This window comes from Pseudomonas sp. GW823-FHT04A03, assembly GCF_058796615.1.
Window position 1 is genome coordinate 333,736 of record NZ_JBXAIV010000004.1, and the last position, 16,240, is coordinate 349,975.

The window sequence follows — 16,240 nt, forward strand, 5'->3', positions numbered from 1 at the left end:
CGGAATCTTATTAACCTTTAAGCTGAGCCAGAGCGCGGTAATCCGCTCCCAGCGTGGCCTGTAGAACCTCTTTCGGATAATCGTCGGTCACCACCGCTTCGCCCATCCGGCGCAGCAGCACCAGGCGCAAGCGACCGTCGATCACTTTTTTGTCAATTGCCATGTGTTCAAGAAAATCGGCTTCGGTCATCTCTTCCGGCGGGATCACCGGCAGACCGGCACGCTGGAACAGGCGAATGCCGCGATCGCGCTCCTGCTCGCTGATCCAGCCCAGGCGCGCGGACATTTCCAGCGCCATCACGGTGCCAGCAGCGACCGCCTCGCCATGCAACCAGACACCATAGCCCATGTGGGTTTCGATGGCGTGGCCAAAGGTGTGGCCGAGATTAAGGGTGGCGCGTACGCCGGTTTCCTTCTCGTCGGCGCCGACCACCGCCGCCTTTGCGGCGCAGGAGCGCTCGATGGCATAGGTCAGGGCCGTTTGATCCAGCGCGCGCAGGGCATCGACGTTGTCTTCGAGCCAGGTCAGGAACGGTTCATCGCAGATCAGACCGTACTTGATGACTTCCGCCAGACCCGCCGACAGTTCACGCGCTGGCAGGGTTTTCAGGGACGCGGTATCGATCAGCACCACGTTCGGCTGATAGAACGCGCCGACCATGTTCTTGCCCAGCGGATGGTTGATCCCGGTCTTGCCGCCCACCGACGAATCGACCTGGGACAGCAGCGTGGTAGGGATCTGGATGAAATCGACGCCGCGCTGGTAGCAGGCCGCCGCAAAACCGGCCATGTCGCCGATCACACCGCCACCGAGGGCGATTACCGTGGTGCGACGGTCATGACGAGCGGTCAGCAGGCCGTCGAAGATCAGTTGCAGGGTTTCCCAGTTCTTGAAGGCTTCGCCGTCGGGCAGCACCACGGAAACCACCGAGAACTGCGCCAGGCTGCGGGTCAGACGTTCGAGATAGAGCGGCGCAACGGTCTCGTTGGAGATGATTGCCACTTGCCGCCCGTGGATATGCGGGGCCAGCAGTTCAGGCTGGTCCAGTAATCCTTCGCCAATGTGAATCGGGTAGCTGCGCTCGCCTAGGTCGACCTTGAGTGTCTGCATGTGTCCCCACGATGAAGATGAAGCAGGCGTCCTGCCTGGAATTATCGAATGTTCACGGCATGTGCTGGTGTGACGCCACTCGCACGCCATCCGCCACAACCCTTGGCGGCCATTACAGGTCGCCGAGGATAGCGCATTTCGTGCGGCGCTTTAACGGGGCGGAAGTTGCTGCAGGCGGTCGAGAATATCGAGCACGACCATGCGCGGTGGCCGCTCGTCGGTTTCCACCACCAGATCGGCGATTTCCCGATAGAGCGGATCACGGATCGCCAGCAGATCGCGCAAGGTTTTCTCCGGATTGGCGGTGCGCAGCAACGGCCGGTTGCGGTCGCGAGAGGTGCGGCCGACCTGCTGCTCGACGGAGGCGTGCAGATACACCACCCGCCCGCCCTCGTGCAGGGCCTTGCGGTTGGCATCGCGCATCACGGCGCCGCCGCCGGTCGCCAGCACCACGCCATCGAACGCGCACAGCTCGGCGATCATCGCCTGCTCACGGTCACGAAAGCCGGGCTCGCCTTCCTTGTCGAAGATCCACGGGATATTGGCGCCCGTACGCAGTTCAATTTCCTTGTCGGAATCCTTGAACGGCAGGCGCAGCTCTTTGGCCAGTAATCGGCCGATGGTGCTTTTTCCAGCCCCCATCGGTCCTACAAGAATCAAATTTCGCACAGAATCAACGACTCACAGCAATCGCCTGGTTATTCATGATACGCGGAGTGAGAAATACCAGCAGCTCGGATTTTTTCTCCGAAACCACATCACGCCGGAAAAGGCGGCCAAGATACGGCACATCGCCAAGAAATGGCACCTTATCTACAACCTTGCTTTGAGTATTTGAGAAAACGCCCCCAATCACGATGGTCTCGCCGTCGTTTACCAGCACCTTGGCATTGACCTCGTTCTTCTTGATCGGCGGTACATCCTGCACCTTGTTCAGGTAGTCCGGTTCGTCCTTGGTGACCTTGACCTCCATGATGATGCGGTTGTCCGGGGTGATCTGCGGCGTCACTTCCAGCGACAGCGACGCCTCCTTGAAGGACACCGACGTAGCGCCGCTGGAGCTGGCTTCCTGGTACGGGATCTCGGTGCCCTTGAGGATCTTCGCGGTTTCCTTGTCGGAGGTGACCACCTTGGGCTGCGAGACGATTTCGCCGTTGCCGGTCTTCTCCATCGCCGTCAGCTCAAGGTCGAGCAATACGTTGTCGGTGATGAACGCAATGCCGATCCCGGACGTGTTGTTGACCGTGCCCATGTCGACGAACGGCGAGTTGGTGCTGGTGCTGCCCGGCGTGCCGATGGTGGTCGACGAACCGTTGCTGACCCCGGAAGTGTTCCAGTTGCCCTTGTTCTGGATCGAACCGCCCCAGCGCACGCCCAGGCTCTTGTCGTAGTCGACGTTGGCCTCGACGATCCGCGCCTCGATCATCACCTGACGCACCGGAATATCCAGCTGCGCCACGATCCGCCGCAGCTCATCGAGTCGATCCTGGGTCTGGTAGGCAATGATGTTGTTGGTGCGTTCATCGACGGTGATCGACCCCCGCTCGTCGACCTTGGCCTCGGCACTGGTGACCGACTGGAACAGCTTTGCGATGTCCGCAGCCTTGGCGTAGTTCACTTGCAGCAGCTCGCGGCGCAGCGGCGCCAGTTCGGCGATCTGTTTCTGCGACTCCAGTTCCTGCCGTTCGCGTGCGGCGATTTCATCCGCCGGCGCCACCAGCAACACGTTGCCGACCTTGCGTTTGTCCAGGCCTTTGGTCTTGAGCACCAGATCCAGCGCCTGATCCCACGGCACGTTCTGCAGGCGCAAGGTAATGCCGCCCTGCACCGTATCGCTGGCCACCAGATTGAGGTTGGTGAAGTCGGCGATCAGTTGCAGCACCGAGCGCACATCGATGTCCTGGAAGTTGAGAGAGAGCTTTTCGCCGTTATAGCTGTTGCGGTCGGCGTTGCGCTTTTGCAGGTCATCGACGGTTAACGGCCGGATACTGACAGTAAGCTTGTTGTCGGTCTGGTAAGTGGAATAGTCGAAAGTACCACTGGGTTCGACGGTGATCGTCGCGCGATCACCGCTGACACCGGCATTGACGAACTGCACCGGGGTGGCGAAATCCTTGACGTCGAGGCGCACCCGCAGCGGCTCGGGCAATTGGGTACGGGCGAAATTGAGGATGATCTTGCCGTCGTGTTCCTGAATGTCCGGGGCGATGGCCGGGTCGGACAAATCAATGACCACATTACCCTCGCCCGCCGTGCCACGCTGGAAATCCACGCCGCGAATGGCTCTGGCGGTCGGCGCAAAGGTCCGGACCGGCGCTGCCGCAGGTGCTGCACGCGGTGCACGAGCCGCCGTACGCGGGGCAGCGACTTTGCTGCCCTGCCCGACCACCACGAACACCGTATTGCCTTCGACCCGGGTGTCGTACGGCGCCAGTTGCGTCAGGCTGATGATCAGCCGCGTCCGGTTATTGGCCTCGACCACCGTGGCCGTGCGGGCATTGCCACTGCCCAGGTCACGGGTCTTGCTCGTCAGCTGACTGGCGACACCCGGCAGATCGAGGGCGATCCGCGCTGGCGAATCAGTGGTGTAGCCCTTGGGCTGCGGGGGCGGGCCGTCGAACGACAGCTTCAGCTCGACCCGGTCGCCCGGCAGTGCCGCGACGTCCAGCGCCTTCAGATTGGCTGCCTGTACCATCGGTGAAAGCAGCGCCATCCATAGCGAAAAACCGAGGGTGGAAAAAATCCTGTTCATTGTTCGACTTCCACTTATGAGTGCTCTTTCAAAGGAATGGTGCGCGGCCGCTCAAGCCAGGCGCCCTGGCCATCCGGAACGATTTCCACCACATCGACCTGTGAAGCGCTGATGGCAACGATGCGCCCGTCGTTGCGGCCCAGGTAATCGCCGACCTTGAGCCGATGAACCCCGCCCGCCCCCCGCAGCAAAGCGAAGGAACCGGAGGCGTTGGCAATCGTGCCGACCATTTCAAACTGCTCGATGTTGAAACCTTCGAGGTATTGCTTGACCCGATTGGGATCGGGCTTTACGTCGCGCGAACCATGTTTCTGTCCGGCCAGATCGACCCGCAACTGACGCGAAAACGGACTGCGCAGGTTGGCGGCGCTGTAGGTGAATGTCGGGTAGGAGCGGAATGTCGGGGTCGGCTCAATCTTGCCCGGCGGACGCAGGCGCACTTCATTCATGTAGGCGTCGAGGTCACTGAAGTCATCGCCGCCGCAGCCACCGAGCATCAATAACAATGCCGACAAGGCGATAAAACGGATCGGGCTCATTTCTGCAGCCCCTTGTCGTTGTAGCGGTAGGTCTTGGCGAGAATGCTCATGCGCAACTTCGGCCCGCCTTCGGGACTGGCGGGTGCGAGTTCGAAATCGTGCAGAGTGACGATCCGTGGCAAACCGGCCACGCCGCTGACGAAAGTCGCGAGGTCGTGATAGGCACCGGTCACGGTGATCTGGATGGGCAGCTCGATGTAGAACTGCTGGGTGACCTCCGGCAGCAGTTTGATCTCTTCGAATTCAAGACCGCTGCCCAGCCCGGTGCGCGTGATGTCTTCCAGCAACCCCGGCACTTCGGTGTCACTGGGCAATTGCCGCAACAGCACGCCGAACGAGTTTTCCATCTCTTTCATCTGCTGGGTGTACAGCTCCAGATTGGCCGCCATGTGCGCCTTGCTCGCGAACTGTTCCTTGAGGGTGATTTCCTCCTCACGCTTGGTTTCGAGCTGACTCTCCATGTCACTGATGAAAAAGTTATAGCCAAGCGCCAGAACCAACACCATCAACAGCCCGCCGGCCAGGCCTTTGACCACTGGCGGCCAGGAGCCGATGTTGCTGGTGTCCAGGTCGTTGAAATCGACATTGCGCAGGCTGTCCAGCCACTCGGACGGCTTCATTGGTCGCCCTCCTCGAACCGGGGACGAGTCTGGCGAACGGTCAGTTGAAAGACGTTGGCCTGATCCACCTGACCAGCAGTGGTGGCTTTCACTTCATTGAGGTTCGGCGCATCGAACCAGTCGGAAGCATCGAGGTTGCGCATCAGGTCGGACACCCGATTGTTCGACTCCGCCGCGCCGCTGATCGACAGGGTCTTGCCGACCATCTTCACGTCGGTGAAATACACCCCGTCGGGCAAGGTGCGCGCCAGTTGATCGAAGATCCTCCCGCTGATCTGCCGGTTGCCCTGCAAGTCCTGGATGATGCGCATGCGCTCCACCAGTTGCTGGCGATGGGCCTTGAGGTCGCTGATCTGCTTGATCCGTTCGTCGACCACGGCGATCTGCTTGCCGATGTAATCATTGCGCGCGACCTGTCGCGCGATGGCGGCGCTGATGATCTGGTCGGCAATGAGCACCGCCCCCACCGAGCCGACCACCACACCGGTCAAGGCCAGCAGGAAGCGTTTGCGCCGCTCTTCGCGGCGCTCCTCGCGCCAGGGTAAAAGGTTGATCCGCGCCATCAGTCGAAACTCCTGAGCGCGAGCCCGCAGGCAATCATCAGGGCCGGCGCATCGCTCGCCAGGGCCCCGGCGTTGACCTTGCTGCTCAAGGCCATGTCGGAAAACGGGTTGGCGACCTGGGTCGGGGTGTGCAGGCGCTCTTCGATCAGCCGGTCGAGCCCGGGCACCGACGCCGTGCCACCCGCCAGCAGGATATGGTCGACGGCGTTGTACTGGCCGGAGGCGAAAAAGAACTGCAGGGAGCGCGACACCTGCTGCACCAGTGCCTCGCGAAACGGTTGCAGCACCTCGCTGACGTAATCGTCCGGAAGGCCACCCTGCTTTTTGGCGAGCCCCGCCTGTTCAAGGGTCAGGCCATAACGGCGCTGGATTTCCTCGGTCAGCTGTCGACCGCCGAACAGTTGTTCGCGGGTATAGATGATCCGGCCGTTGTGCAGGACGCTGAGGGTGGTCATGGTGGCGCCGATGTCGACCACGGCCACCGTCAGCCGGTCCTGGGACGCGGCCAGTTGCGTGGCCAGCAGGCCGAACGAGCGCTCCAGCGCATAAGCCTCGACATCCACCACCCGCGCGGTCAGCCCGGCGAGGGCGAGCGCCGCTTCGCGGACTTCGACGTTTTCCTTGCGACAGGCGGCCAGCAGCACGTTGACCCGTTCAGGGTTGCGCGGCGAAACGCCCTGGACTTCGAAGTCGATGGCGACCTCGTCCAGCGGATAGGGAATGTACTGATCGGCCTCGATCTTGAGCTGGTTTTCCAGTTCGTCGTCGGACAGCCCGGCGTCCATCTCGATGACCTTGGTGATCACCGCTGAGCCGGCCACCGCCACCGCCACGGTTTTCAGCCCGGTGCGCGCCTTGACCAGCACCCGGGACAGGGCCTGGCCGACGCCCTCGAGCTCGGCGATGTTCTTTTCGACCACGGCACTCGCCGGCAACGGCTCCACCGCGTACGCCTCGACCCGGTAGCGCTCACCCTGACGGCTCAGCTCCAGCAGCTTCACCGATGTGGAGCTGATGTCGATCCCCAGTAACGTATTGGCCTTTTTATTGAAGAGTCCTAGCACTACCAATTCCCTATGACTATCCGTGAGTTACGGACTCTGTAATGCGCATTGCGTTCCCTCGCCCCGTCTTGACAGAAGCGCAAATGACGCCCCCAGCGGAAAAGTGCTTATAATGCCCAGCGATTTTTTCCGCTTTTTACTGCCGGCGCGGGTCGTTCTGTGTGTTTCCCGGAACCCTGTCGCCCAATTCATTCTTTGCCGTGGATGTCCAAAAGCCTTGATTCGTCTGCTGAAATTTTTCGGTTGGTCCATCGTCGCCGTTTTCTGCGGACTGCTTTTAGGTCTCAGCGGCGCGTTTCTTTACCTTAGTCCGGGTTTGCCATCTGTGGAGGCGCTGAGAAGCATTCAGTTGCAGATTCCGCTCCGGGTCTACAGCAGCGACAACAAGTTGATCGCAGAATTTGGCGAAATGCGCCGCACACCGATCCGTTTCGCCGACATTCCCCCCAATTTCATCAATGCGTTACTAAGTGCTGAAGACGACAATTTCGCCAATCACTATGGCGTCGATCCGAGCAGCCTGATGCGCGCCGCGACCCAGCTGGTCAAGAGCGGTCACATCCAGTCCGGCGGCAGCACCATCACCATGCAGGTGGCGAAGAACTTCTTCCTGACCAGCGAGCGCAGCTTCTCGCGCAAGACCACTGAAATCCTTCTCGCCCTGCAGATCGAACGCCAGCTGACCAAGGACGAGATCCTTGAGCTGTACGTGAACAAGATCTATCTGGGCAACCGCGCCTACGGCATCGAGGCGGCGGCGCAGGTGTATTACGGCAAGTCGATCCGCGAAGTCAGCCTGGCGCAGATGGCGATGATCGCCGGCCTGCCGAAAGCCCCGTCGCGCTTCAACCCGCTGGCCAACCCGGCGCGCAGCAAGGAGCGTCGCGACTGGATCCTCGGGCGCATGTACAAGCTCGGCAAGATCACCGAAGCCGACTACACCGCCGCGATCAACGAGCCGCTGAACGCCAGCTATCACGTGCCGACCCCGGAAGTGAACGCGCCGTATATCGCCGAGATGGCCCGCGCGGAAATGGTCGGTCGCTACGGCAGCGACGCCTATACCGAAGGTTTCCGCGTCACCACCACGGTGCCGAGCAACCTCCAGGAAATGGCCAACACTGCGCTGCACGAAGGCCTGATGACCTACGACCAGCGTCACGGCTACCGTGGTCCTGAATCGCGCCTGCCGGGCAAGACCCGTGAAGCCTGGGCCACCGAACTGACCAAGCAACGCACCATCAGCAGCCTCGAGCCGGCCATCGTCACCCAGGTCGACAAGACCGGCCTGCAAGTGCTGACCCGCACCGGCGAAGAGCACGTGGCGTGGGACACCATGAAATGGGCCCGTCCGTTCCTCAATACCAACAGCATGGGCGCCAATCCGCGTCAGCCGTCGGATGTGGCACAGATCGGCGACCTGATTCGCGTACAGCGCCAGCCGAACAATTCGCTGAAGTTCAGCCAGATTCCGCAGGCACAAGGCGCGCTGGTGTCACTGGATCCGCAGAACGGCGCGATCCGTTCGCTGGTCGGCGGTTTCGCCTTCGAGCAGAGCAACTACAACCGCGCGATGCAGGCCAAGCGTCAGCCGGGCTCGAGCTTCAAGCCGTTCGTTTACAGCGCCGCACTGGATAACGGTTACACCGCCGCCAGCCTGGTCAACGACGCGCCGATCGTGTTCGTCGACGAGTACCTGGACAAGGTCTGGCGTCCGAAGAACGACACCAACACCTTCCTCGGCCCGATCCGTCTGCGTGAGGCGCTGTACAAGTCGCGCAACCTGGTTTCGATCCGCTTGCTGCAGGCGATGGGCGTAGGCAAGACCATCGACTACATCACCCGTTTCGGCTTCAACAAGCAGGACTTGCCGCCAAACCTGTCCCTGGCGCTGGGCACCGCGACCCTGACGCCAATGGAAATCGCCACCGGCTGGAGCACCTTCGCCAACGGCGGCTACAAGATCACCCCGTACATCATCGACAAGATCGAAAGCCGCAACGGCGACACGCTGTTCGTCGCCAATCCGCCGACCGTACCGCAGGGCGGCGCGGCCACCGATGGCATCGCGGCCCCCGCTACCGAATCGTTTACCGTCAATGCAGCGCCGGTTCCGGGTGAAGCGCCGGGCAACGCCGCCGTGCCACAAGCACCGGCAGTCGCCGAGCGCATCGTCGATGGCCGTACAACTTACATCCTCAACAGCATGCTGCAGGACGTGATCAAGCTCGGCACCGGTCGTCGTGCACTGGCCCTGGGCCGCAGCGACATCGCCGGCAAGACCGGTACCACCAACGAATCCAAGGATGCGTGGTTCTCCGGCTACAACGCCGATTACGTGACCACCGTGTGGACCGGTTTCGACCAGCCGGAAAGCCTCGGTCGCCGGGAATTCGGCGGCACCGTGGCACTGCCGATCTGGATGAACTACATGGCCGCCGCGCTCAAGGACAAGCCACCGCATGTCCAGCCGGAGCCGGAAGGCATCCTCAGCCTGCGGGTGGACCCGGTCAGCGGTCGCGCGGCATCGCCGAGTACGCCGGGCGCGTATTTCGAGCTGTTCAAGGCCGAGGACACGCCGCCGTCGGTCAATGAGATCGGCAATGGCACCGTGCCGGGCAGTCCGCTGCCGGCGGATGAGCAGGCGCCGATCGATTTGTTCTGATGCTGAACTGCCAAAAGCCCCGCCTTCGTGAGAAGTGCGGGGCTTTTTATCGCCCGCAGCATGGGCAGTGGATGAGACGACCCACCCGACACAAAACCCTCAGGCACAAAAAAGCCCCGACTCTCACGAGCCGGGGCTTTCGGTTGAAGCGCTACAACGACTTAGCCGTTGAACACGTCATCCACGCTTTTCAGCGGGTAGTTCTTCGGATACGGCAGGGTCGCCACACCGGTCTCGATCGCGGCCTTGGCCACGGCGTCGGAGATCACGGTGATCAGGCGCTTGTCCATTGGCTTCGGAATGATGTACTCACGGCCGAATTCCAGGGAGATACCGCCGTAGGCGTCGCAGACTTCCTGAGGCACCGGCAGCTTGGCCAGTTCGCGCAGGGCGTTGGCGGCAGCAATCTTCATTTCTTCGTTGATGCGCTTGGCGCGAACGTCCAGGGCACCACGGAAGATGAACGGGAAGCCCAATACGTTGTTGACCTGGTTCGGGTAGTCCGAACGGCCGGTGGCCATGATCACGTCGTTACGGGTGGCGTGAGCCAGTTCCGGGGAGATTTCCGGATCCGGGTTGGAGCAGGCGAAGACGATCGGGTTGGCCGCCATGCGCTTGAGTTGCTCGGCGCTCAGCAGGTTCGGGCCCGACAGGCCGACGAATACGTCAGCGCCTTCGATGGCGTCGTCCAGGGTGCGTTTCTCGGTAGGGTGAGCGAACACAGCCTTGTACTGGTTCAGGTCGTCACGGCCAGCGTGGATCACGCCAGTACGGTCAACCATGAAGATGTTCTCGACTTTGGCGCCCATGCTCACCAGCAATTTCATGCAGGAGATGGCGGCTGCGCCAGCGCCCAGGCAGACGATCTTGGCGTCGGCCAGGGTTTTGCCAGCGATTTCCAGGGCGTTGATCATGCCCGCAGCGGTCACGATCGCGGTGCCGTGCTGGTCATCGTGGAATACCGGAATGTCGCACTGCTCGATCAGAGCACGTTCGATCTCAAAGCACTCTGGTGCCTTGATGTCTTCCAGGTTGATGCCACCGAAGGTGATGGAAATGCGTTTTACGGTGTCGATGAAGGCTTGCGGGCTTTCGGAGTCGACTTCGATGTCGAAGACGTCGATGCCGGCGAAGCGCTTGAACAGCACGCCTTTACCTTCCATCACTGGCTTGGAAGCCAATGGGCCGAGGTTACCCAGGCCCAGAATCGCGGTGCCATCGGAAATGACTGCAACCAGGTTGCCCTTGCCGGTGTACTTGTAGGCCAGTTCAGGATCGCGGGCGATCTCGCGTACTGGTTCAGCTACGCCGGGGCTGTAGGCCAGCGACAGGTCGCGGGCGGTAGCAGTGGCCTTGGTGAGCTCGACACTCAGCTTTCCTGGACGAGGATTGGCATGATATTCGAGAGCGGCAGTTTTCAGATCAGACATTTTGGCATTCCGCTTTTTACTGTTGGACAGACTGGTCAGCGAGGATACGCGCCTCGCAAAGTCCCCACAAGACTGCCCGGTCACCCCTGTCAAGCGCCCTGCCCTACGACTTTGGGCCAAGAGCCACGGCGCACAAGGGCTGGACTGTTCACAATCGACAGAAAAAATGTCTACAACTTTTTATTCAACGGGACGGCTGGAGCATCGAAGGATCGGTCAGCGGCAACAGCCAGCGCGCCTGACCTGATTTCAGTCCACCGCGCCGGGAACGGTCGACCACCCAGCCACGGGCCTCGATCTGCCTGCCCTTCAACGCCTGCAGAGAGGCGCCATCGAAGCGATCCAGCAGATTGGGTGCAACGCGCAGTACAAGCTTGTCCTGCAACTCGATCCAGATTCCGCCGCGATTGCGCTGAACCTTGCTCACACGACCGCTGACCAGCGCGAAACCCGAGCGCTCGATCTGCTCCGCTTTCAGTACAGGTGAGCGTTTCCACAGGCCAAGCCCGGCCTGTCGCGCGCGGCGTTCGGCGGCTTGCTGGCAATCGACAAGATCGACATTCGGCGCCACCGCGACCTGGAAACCGAGGCCATCGGCGAGCATCTGTGCTTCGAGGTTCTCACCCTTGGCGCTGAAAACATGGGCCAGGGTGCGGCCGTAGCGGTCCTTGGACTCGGTGCCGAGTCGCAGGCCAACCCGCCCGTCGCTCTCGGCGACCAGAGCTTCGAGACGCTTGCGCGCCGCTACCGCAAACGGCTCGTCGCTGCGGCCCTGCTTGCCGAGCTCGGGCGTATTGAGGCCGATCATCCGCACATTGCGCCCGTCGCTCAGGCGCAGAGTGTCGCCGTCGACCACCCGCTGCACCGTGGCGCTGTCCAGCCCGGCCGGCGCCGGGCAGAAGGCCTGGGCGGCGGAGAGCCAAATCGCGGACACAAAAAAGGCGCCCGCAAGGGACGCCTTTTTCATCAGACCGGAAAAGCCGCTGAGGTTTTCCAGAATGAAGGGCCTTAGGCCTTTTTCGCGCCGAAAGCACCGAAACGGTCGGCGAACTTCTGAACGCGACCACCGGTGTCCAGAGTCTTCTGCTTACCGGTGTAGAACGGGTGGCACTCGTTGCAAACGTCGATCGCCAGGGCTTTGCCGAAGGTCGAACGGGTTTCGAACTTGTTGCCGCAGCTGCAAGTTACTGCAACTTCTGGGTAATTCGGGTGGATATCGGCTTTCATGGTGTTTTCCTCAGCTGGCGTGCCGCCATCCAACACGATTGTTGAATACCGCACGTAATTAGGCCGCGGATTCTACCAGACAATCCCGATCACGCAAGCTGTCACTGAGACCGACCGTCTGCTAGGCTCCGGCCCTTCTTTACCCACCCGCCCATTGAGATCCCCCCGCGTGCCCGACGCCATTCTGCGCCTCGCCCTGCCTTCGCCCCTGCGCCGCCTGTTCGACTATCGGGCCCCGGCCGGCGTGCTGCGTTCGCAGTTGCAACCGGGCATGCGCCTGCGGGTGCCGTTCGGCCGACGGGAGATGATCGGGATTCTGGTGGAAGTCACTGACACCAGCGAAGTGCCGGTGGAAAAGCTCAAACCGGCGCTGGCGCTGCTCGACGCTACCGCACCTCTGCCGCCGGCGTTGTTCAAGCTGTGCCTGTGGACGGCTCAGTATTATCAGCACAGCCTCGGCGACACTCTGAGCTGGGCGTTGCCGGTGCTGTTGCGTCAGGGTGAACTGGCCGAGGTTCGGCAGGAACGCTTCTGGTCCGCCGCTCCCGGCGCCAGCCTCGATGACCCGCGCATCGCTCGCGCCCCGCGCCAGCGTGAAGCCCTGGCGACTTTGGCCCAGCACCCTCACGGCGTCGCCCATCAGTTGCTGAGCAAACTGATGCTGAGCAAGGACAGCCTCGATCTGCTGCTGGCCAAGGATCTGGTGCAGGTCGAAGTGCGCCGCCACGCCCCCGGCGCGCGCCATGAACACTGGCTGGCCCAGCCGGAGTTGCCGCTCAACAGCGAGCAGCGCGCCGCGTACGAGGCGATCCGCGCCGGGTTCGACAGTTATCACGCATTCCTGCTGGCCGGGGTTACCGGTAGCGGCAAGACCGAAGTCTATTTGCAGCTGATCCGCGAAACCCTCGAGGCCGGCAAACAGGCGCTGGTGCTGATCCCGGAGATCAACCTCGGCCCGCAGACCCTCGCCCGTTTCGAACAACGCTTCAACGCCCGGATCGCCCTGCTGCACTCGGCGGTCAACGATCGTGATCGTCTGGATGCCTGGCTCGCCGCCCGTGACGGCGAGGCCGACATTATTATCGGCACCCGCTCGGCGCTGTTCACCCCGATGAAGAATCCGGGGCTGATCATCATCGACGAAGAACACGACGGCTCCTATAAACAGCAGGAAGGCCTGCGCTACCACGCGCGGGACCTGGCGCTGGTGCGGGCGCGGCAGGAAAACATCCCGATCGTGCTCGGCTCCGCGACCCCATCGCTGGAAAGCCTGCACAACGCCTACACCGGCCGTTACGGACTCCTACGCCTGAACGAACGTGCCGGCGGCGCCAAACAGCCACGTTTCCTGCGCCTCGATGTGAAAAGTCGTCCACTGGACAGCGGCATTTCCGGACCGATGCAGCAAGCCATCGGCCAGACCCTCGCCGCCGGCCAGCAGGTATTGGTGTTCCTCAACCGCCGGGGGTTTGCCCCGACGCTGCTGTGCCACGATTGCGGCTGGATGTCCGAGTGCCAGCGCTGCGATGCGCGGATGACCGTGCACCAGCGCTACGGCGAATTGCGCTGCCACCACTGCGGGTACGTCGAGCGTGTGCCGCGCCAATGCCCGAAGTGCAACAAGGTCGATCTGCGGCCGGTGGGCGCCGGCACCGAGCGGGCCGAGGAACGGCTGGCGATTCTGTTCCCGGACTATCCGGTGCTGCGCGTCGACCGGGACAGCACGTCGCGCAAGGACGCGATGAATCAGTTGTTCGCCACGATCCAGAAAGGCCAGCCGTGCATTCTGGTCGGCACCCAGATGTTGGCCAAGGGGCACCACTTCCCTCGAGTGACGCTAGTGTCGATCCTCGATGCCGACGGCGGGCTGTTTTCCGGCGACTTCCGCGCCAGCGAGCGCATGGCGCAATTGATCGTGCAGGTTGCCGGCCGTGCCGGGCGGGCGGAAGAACCGGGCAAGGTGATCATCCAGACGCATCTGGCCGACCATCCTTTATTGGTGCAACTGACCGAGCAGGGTTACTTCGCCTTCGCCGAGCAGGCCCTGAGCGAACGCCGCGCTGCCGGCCTGCCGCCGTTCGCCCACCTCGCCCTGCTGCGCGCCGAAGCGCACAAGCCGGGGCAAGCCGAAGGCTTTCTTGATGAGGCATGCAGCGCGGCCGAGCGTTTGCTGGCCGAACAGAATCTGAGCGGCATCGAACTGCTGGGACCGGTGCCGGCACCGATGGAACGTCGGGCCGGGCGCTTCCGCGCGCAGCTGCTGTTGCAAGCCACGGCCCGGGCGCCGCTGCACCGATTGCTGGCGAGCTGGCTGCTGGTGCTGGAACAGATGCCAAGCGGCCGGGCGGTGCGCTGGTCGCTGGATGTCGATCCGGTGGATCTGTACTGACCGGGCAAAACCGGCCGAATTGTCACCACACATCCACATCCTGCCTGCTAAGGTTGGCAAGCCCGTCTTCGCAACGGATAATGCCCAGTTTTTCCACCCGCGCATCGATGCGCCGCCGCGCTTGCGGTCGAAAGAGAAGACCATGAAAGACACCATTCGCCAGCTGATCCAACAAGCCCTCACCCAACTCGTCAACGAAGGTGTGTTGCCTGAAGGCCTGACGCCGGCGATCCAGGTGGAAAACGCCCGGGACAAGACCCACGGCGACTTCGCCAGCAACATCGCGATGATGCTGGCCAAACCTGCGGGCATGAAGCCACGCGACCTGGCGGAAAAAATCATCGCCGCCCTGCCGGCTGACGAGAACGTCACCAAAGCCGAAATCGCCGGTCCAGGCTTCATCAACTTCTTCCAGAACACTCAAGCCCTGGCCTCGCGCCTCGACGCCGCCCTGGCCGACGCTCACGTTGGCGTGCGCAAGGCTGGCCCGGCGCAACGCACCGTGGTCGACCTGTCGGCACCGAACCTGGCCAAAGAGATGCACGTCGGCCACTTGCGCTCGACCATCATCGGCGACGGCGTGGCGCGGGTACTCGAATTCCTCGGCGACACCGTGATCCGTCAGAACCACGTTGGCGACTGGGGCACCCAGTTCGGCATGCTGATGGCGTACCTGCAGGAAAACCCGATCACCAGCGACGAACTGTCGGACCTGGAAAACTTCTACCGCGCCGCCAAGCAGCGCTTCGACGAATCTCCGGAATTCGCCGACCGCGCCCGTGGTCTGGTGGTCAAGTTGCAAGCCGGCGATGCCGAGTGCCTGGCGCTGTGGACCAAGTTCAAGGACATCTCGCTGTCGCACTGCCAGAAGATTTACGAACTGCTCAACGTCAAACTGACCATGGCCGACGTGATGGGCGAAAGCGCCTACAACGACGACCTGATCAACGTGGTCAACGACCTGAAAGCCGCCGGCATGCTGGTCGAAAGCAACGGCGCCCAGTGCGTGTTCCTCGACGAATTCAAGAACGCCGAAGGCGAGCCGCTGCCGGTGATCATCGTCAAGGCTGACGGCGGCTACCTGTACGCCACCACCGACCTGGCGGCCGTGCGTTATCGCAGCGGCAAGCTGAAGGCCGACCGTGCGTTGTACTTCGTCGACCAGCGTCAGGCCCTGCACTTCCAGCAAGTGTTCGCCGTGGCGCGCAAGGCCGGTTTCGTGACCCATCCGATGGAAATGGAGCACATGGGCTTCGGCACCATGAACGGCGCCGACGGCCGTCCGTTCAAGACCCGTGATGGCGGCACCGTGAAGCTGATCGACCTGCTGACCGAAGCGCAGGAACGTGCCTACAGCCTGGTGAAGGAAAAGAACCCGACACTGGCCGAAGACGAACTGCGCGCGATCGCCAAAGTTGTGGGCATCGGCGCGGTGAAGTACGCCGACCTGTCGAAGCACCGCACCAGCGACTACAGCTTCAACTTCGACCTGATGCTCAACTTCGAAGGCAACACCGCGCCGTACCTGCTGTACGCCTACACCCGCGTGGCCGGCGTGTTCCGCAAACTGGGCAAGGATTTCAGCGAAGTCGACGGCCAGATCGTCCTCGAAGCGGCGCACGAGCAGGAACTGGCGGCCAAACTCGCGCAGTTCGGTGAAGTGCTGAACAACGTTGCGGAAAAGGGCACGCCACACACCCTCTGCACTTACCTGTACGACGTGGCCGGCCTGTTCTCCAGCTTCTACGAGAACTGCCCGATCCTCGCCGCCGACACCCCGGCACAAATGCAAAGCCGTCTGCGCCTTGCCGCGCTGACCGGCCGTACCCTCAAGCAAGGCCTGGAACTGCTCGGCCTGGAAACCCTGGAGCGCATGTAAG

13 protein-coding genes are annotated in these 16,240 nt (G+C 62.2%); 3 read left to right on the plus strand and 10 right to left on the minus strand.

Annotation, left to right across the window (positions count from 1 at the left end):
* Positions 1-10: 10 nt before the first annotated feature.
* The 7 genes from aroB to AC1Q9F_RS14150 form a co-directional block, all read right to left on the minus strand.
* Positions 11-1,111: a 3-dehydroquinate synthase gene (aroB, locus tag AC1Q9F_RS14120; RefSeq protein ID WP_011332082.1), complete on the minus strand. Its 1,101-nt coding sequence runs from the start codon at positions 1,109-1,111 to the stop codon at positions 11-13.
* A 150-nt stretch (positions 1,112-1,261) separates the two neighbouring features.
* Positions 1,262-1,780 (minus strand): shikimate kinase AroK, encoded by a 519-nt coding sequence (gene aroK, locus AC1Q9F_RS14125; protein ID WP_045121685.1) that lies wholly within the window; start codon positions 1,778-1,780, stop codon positions 1,262-1,264.
* A gap of 4 nt (positions 1,781-1,784) precedes the next feature.
* Positions 1,785-3,863, minus strand: coding sequence for a type IV pilus secretin PilQ (locus AC1Q9F_RS14130; RefSeq protein ID WP_492620074.1), 2,079 nt, complete (start codon positions 3,861-3,863; stop codon positions 1,785-1,787).
* Between the two features lie 14 nt (positions 3,864-3,877).
* Positions 3,878-4,402: a pilus assembly protein PilP gene (locus tag AC1Q9F_RS14135; protein WP_273896982.1), complete on the minus strand. Its 525-nt coding sequence runs from the start codon at positions 4,400-4,402 to the stop codon at positions 3,878-3,880.
* Positions 4,399-5,022: a type 4a pilus biogenesis protein PilO gene (pilO, locus tag AC1Q9F_RS14140; RefSeq protein WP_492620073.1), complete on the minus strand. Its 624-nt coding sequence runs from the start codon at positions 5,020-5,022 to the stop codon at positions 4,399-4,401. The genes AC1Q9F_RS14135 and pilO overlap by 4 nt, the downstream gene beginning before the upstream one ends.
* Positions 5,019-5,585, minus strand: a complete 567-nt coding sequence (locus AC1Q9F_RS14145) for a PilN domain-containing protein (RefSeq protein ID WP_492620072.1) — start codon at positions 5,583-5,585, stop codon at positions 5,019-5,021. The genes pilO and AC1Q9F_RS14145 overlap by 4 nt, the downstream gene beginning before the upstream one ends.
* Positions 5,585-6,649: a pilus assembly protein PilM gene (locus AC1Q9F_RS14150; RefSeq protein ID WP_207984783.1), complete on the minus strand. Its 1,065-nt coding sequence runs from the start codon at positions 6,647-6,649 to the stop codon at positions 5,585-5,587. Before AC1Q9F_RS14150 ends, AC1Q9F_RS14145 begins: the two co-directional genes overlap by 1 nt.
* Positions 6,650-6,869: 220 nt before the next feature.
* Here AC1Q9F_RS14150 and AC1Q9F_RS14155 point away from each other — a divergent pair, with 220 nt between their 5' ends.
* On the plus strand, positions 6,870-9,314 hold the full coding sequence (locus AC1Q9F_RS14155; protein WP_492620199.1) for a penicillin-binding protein 1A: 2,445 nt from the start codon (positions 6,870-6,872) through the stop codon (positions 9,312-9,314).
* Positions 9,315-9,475: 161 nt separating this feature from the next.
* Here the strand turns inward: AC1Q9F_RS14155 and AC1Q9F_RS14160 are convergent, their stop codons facing one another.
* From AC1Q9F_RS14160 to rpmE, 3 genes are all read right to left on the minus strand, one after another.
* The gene (locus AC1Q9F_RS14160) at positions 9,476-10,744 is read right to left on the minus strand and encodes a malic enzyme-like NAD(P)-binding protein (RefSeq protein ID WP_007952395.1); all 1,269 of its coding nucleotides are present in this window, start codon (positions 10,742-10,744) and stop codon (positions 9,476-9,478) included.
* A gap of 184 nt (positions 10,745-10,928) precedes the next feature.
* Positions 10,929-11,711 (minus strand): thermonuclease family protein, encoded by a 783-nt coding sequence (locus tag AC1Q9F_RS14165; RefSeq protein ID WP_492620071.1) that lies wholly within the window; start codon positions 11,709-11,711, stop codon positions 10,929-10,931.
* A 41-nt stretch (positions 11,712-11,752) separates the two neighbouring features.
* Positions 11,753-11,971, minus strand: coding sequence for a 50S ribosomal protein L31 (rpmE, locus tag AC1Q9F_RS14170; protein WP_007952398.1), 219 nt, complete (start codon positions 11,969-11,971; stop codon positions 11,753-11,755).
* A 169-nt stretch (positions 11,972-12,140) separates the two neighbouring features.
* Here rpmE and AC1Q9F_RS14175 point away from each other — a divergent pair, with 169 nt between their 5' ends.
* The gene (locus AC1Q9F_RS14175; RefSeq protein ID WP_492620070.1) at positions 12,141-14,360 is read left to right on the plus strand and encodes a primosomal protein N'; all 2,220 of its coding nucleotides are present in this window, start codon (positions 12,141-12,143) and stop codon (positions 14,358-14,360) included.
* 142 nt (positions 14,361-14,502) lie between these two features.
* Positions 14,503-16,239, plus strand: coding sequence for an arginine--tRNA ligase (argS, locus tag AC1Q9F_RS14180; RefSeq protein WP_102718298.1), 1,737 nt, complete (start codon positions 14,503-14,505; stop codon positions 16,237-16,239).
* The last annotated feature ends 1 nt before the right edge of the window (position 16,240 follow it).

What these genes read in the sequence shown, in the direction of transcription:
- aroB (WP_011332082.1), bottom strand. Translation starts at nt 1,111, where the DNA reads ATGCAGACACTCAAGGTCGACCTAGGCGAGCGCAGCTACCCGATTCAC.
- AC1Q9F_RS14130 (WP_492620074.1), bottom strand. Translation starts at nt 3,863, where the DNA reads ATGAACAGGATTTTTTCCACCCTCGGTTTTTCGCTATGGATGGCGCTG.
- AC1Q9F_RS14135 (WP_273896982.1), bottom strand. Translation starts at nt 4,402, where the DNA reads ATGAGCCCGATCCGTTTTATCGCCTTGTCGGCATTGTTATTGATGCTC.
- pilO (WP_492620073.1), bottom strand. Translation starts at nt 5,022, where the DNA reads ATGAAGCCGTCCGAGTGGCTGGACAGCCTGCGCAATGTCGATTTCAAC.
- AC1Q9F_RS14145 (WP_492620072.1), bottom strand. Translation starts at nt 5,585, where the DNA reads ATGGCGCGGATCAACCTTTTACCCTGGCGCGAGGAGCGCCGCGAAGAG.
- AC1Q9F_RS14160 (WP_007952395.1), bottom strand. Translation starts at nt 10,744, where the DNA reads ATGTCTGATCTGAAAACTGCCGCTCTCGAATATCATGCCAATCCTCGT.
- AC1Q9F_RS14165 (WP_492620071.1), bottom strand. Translation starts at nt 11,711, where the DNA reads ATGAAAAAGGCGTCCCTTGCGGGCGCCTTTTTTGTGTCCGCGATTTGG.
- rpmE (WP_007952398.1), bottom strand. Translation starts at nt 11,971, where the DNA reads ATGAAAGCCGATATCCACCCGAATTACCCAGAAGTTGCAGTAACTTGC.
- argS (WP_102718298.1), top strand. Translation starts at nt 14,503, where the DNA reads ATGAAAGACACCATTCGCCAGCTGATCCAACAAGCCCTCACCCAACTC.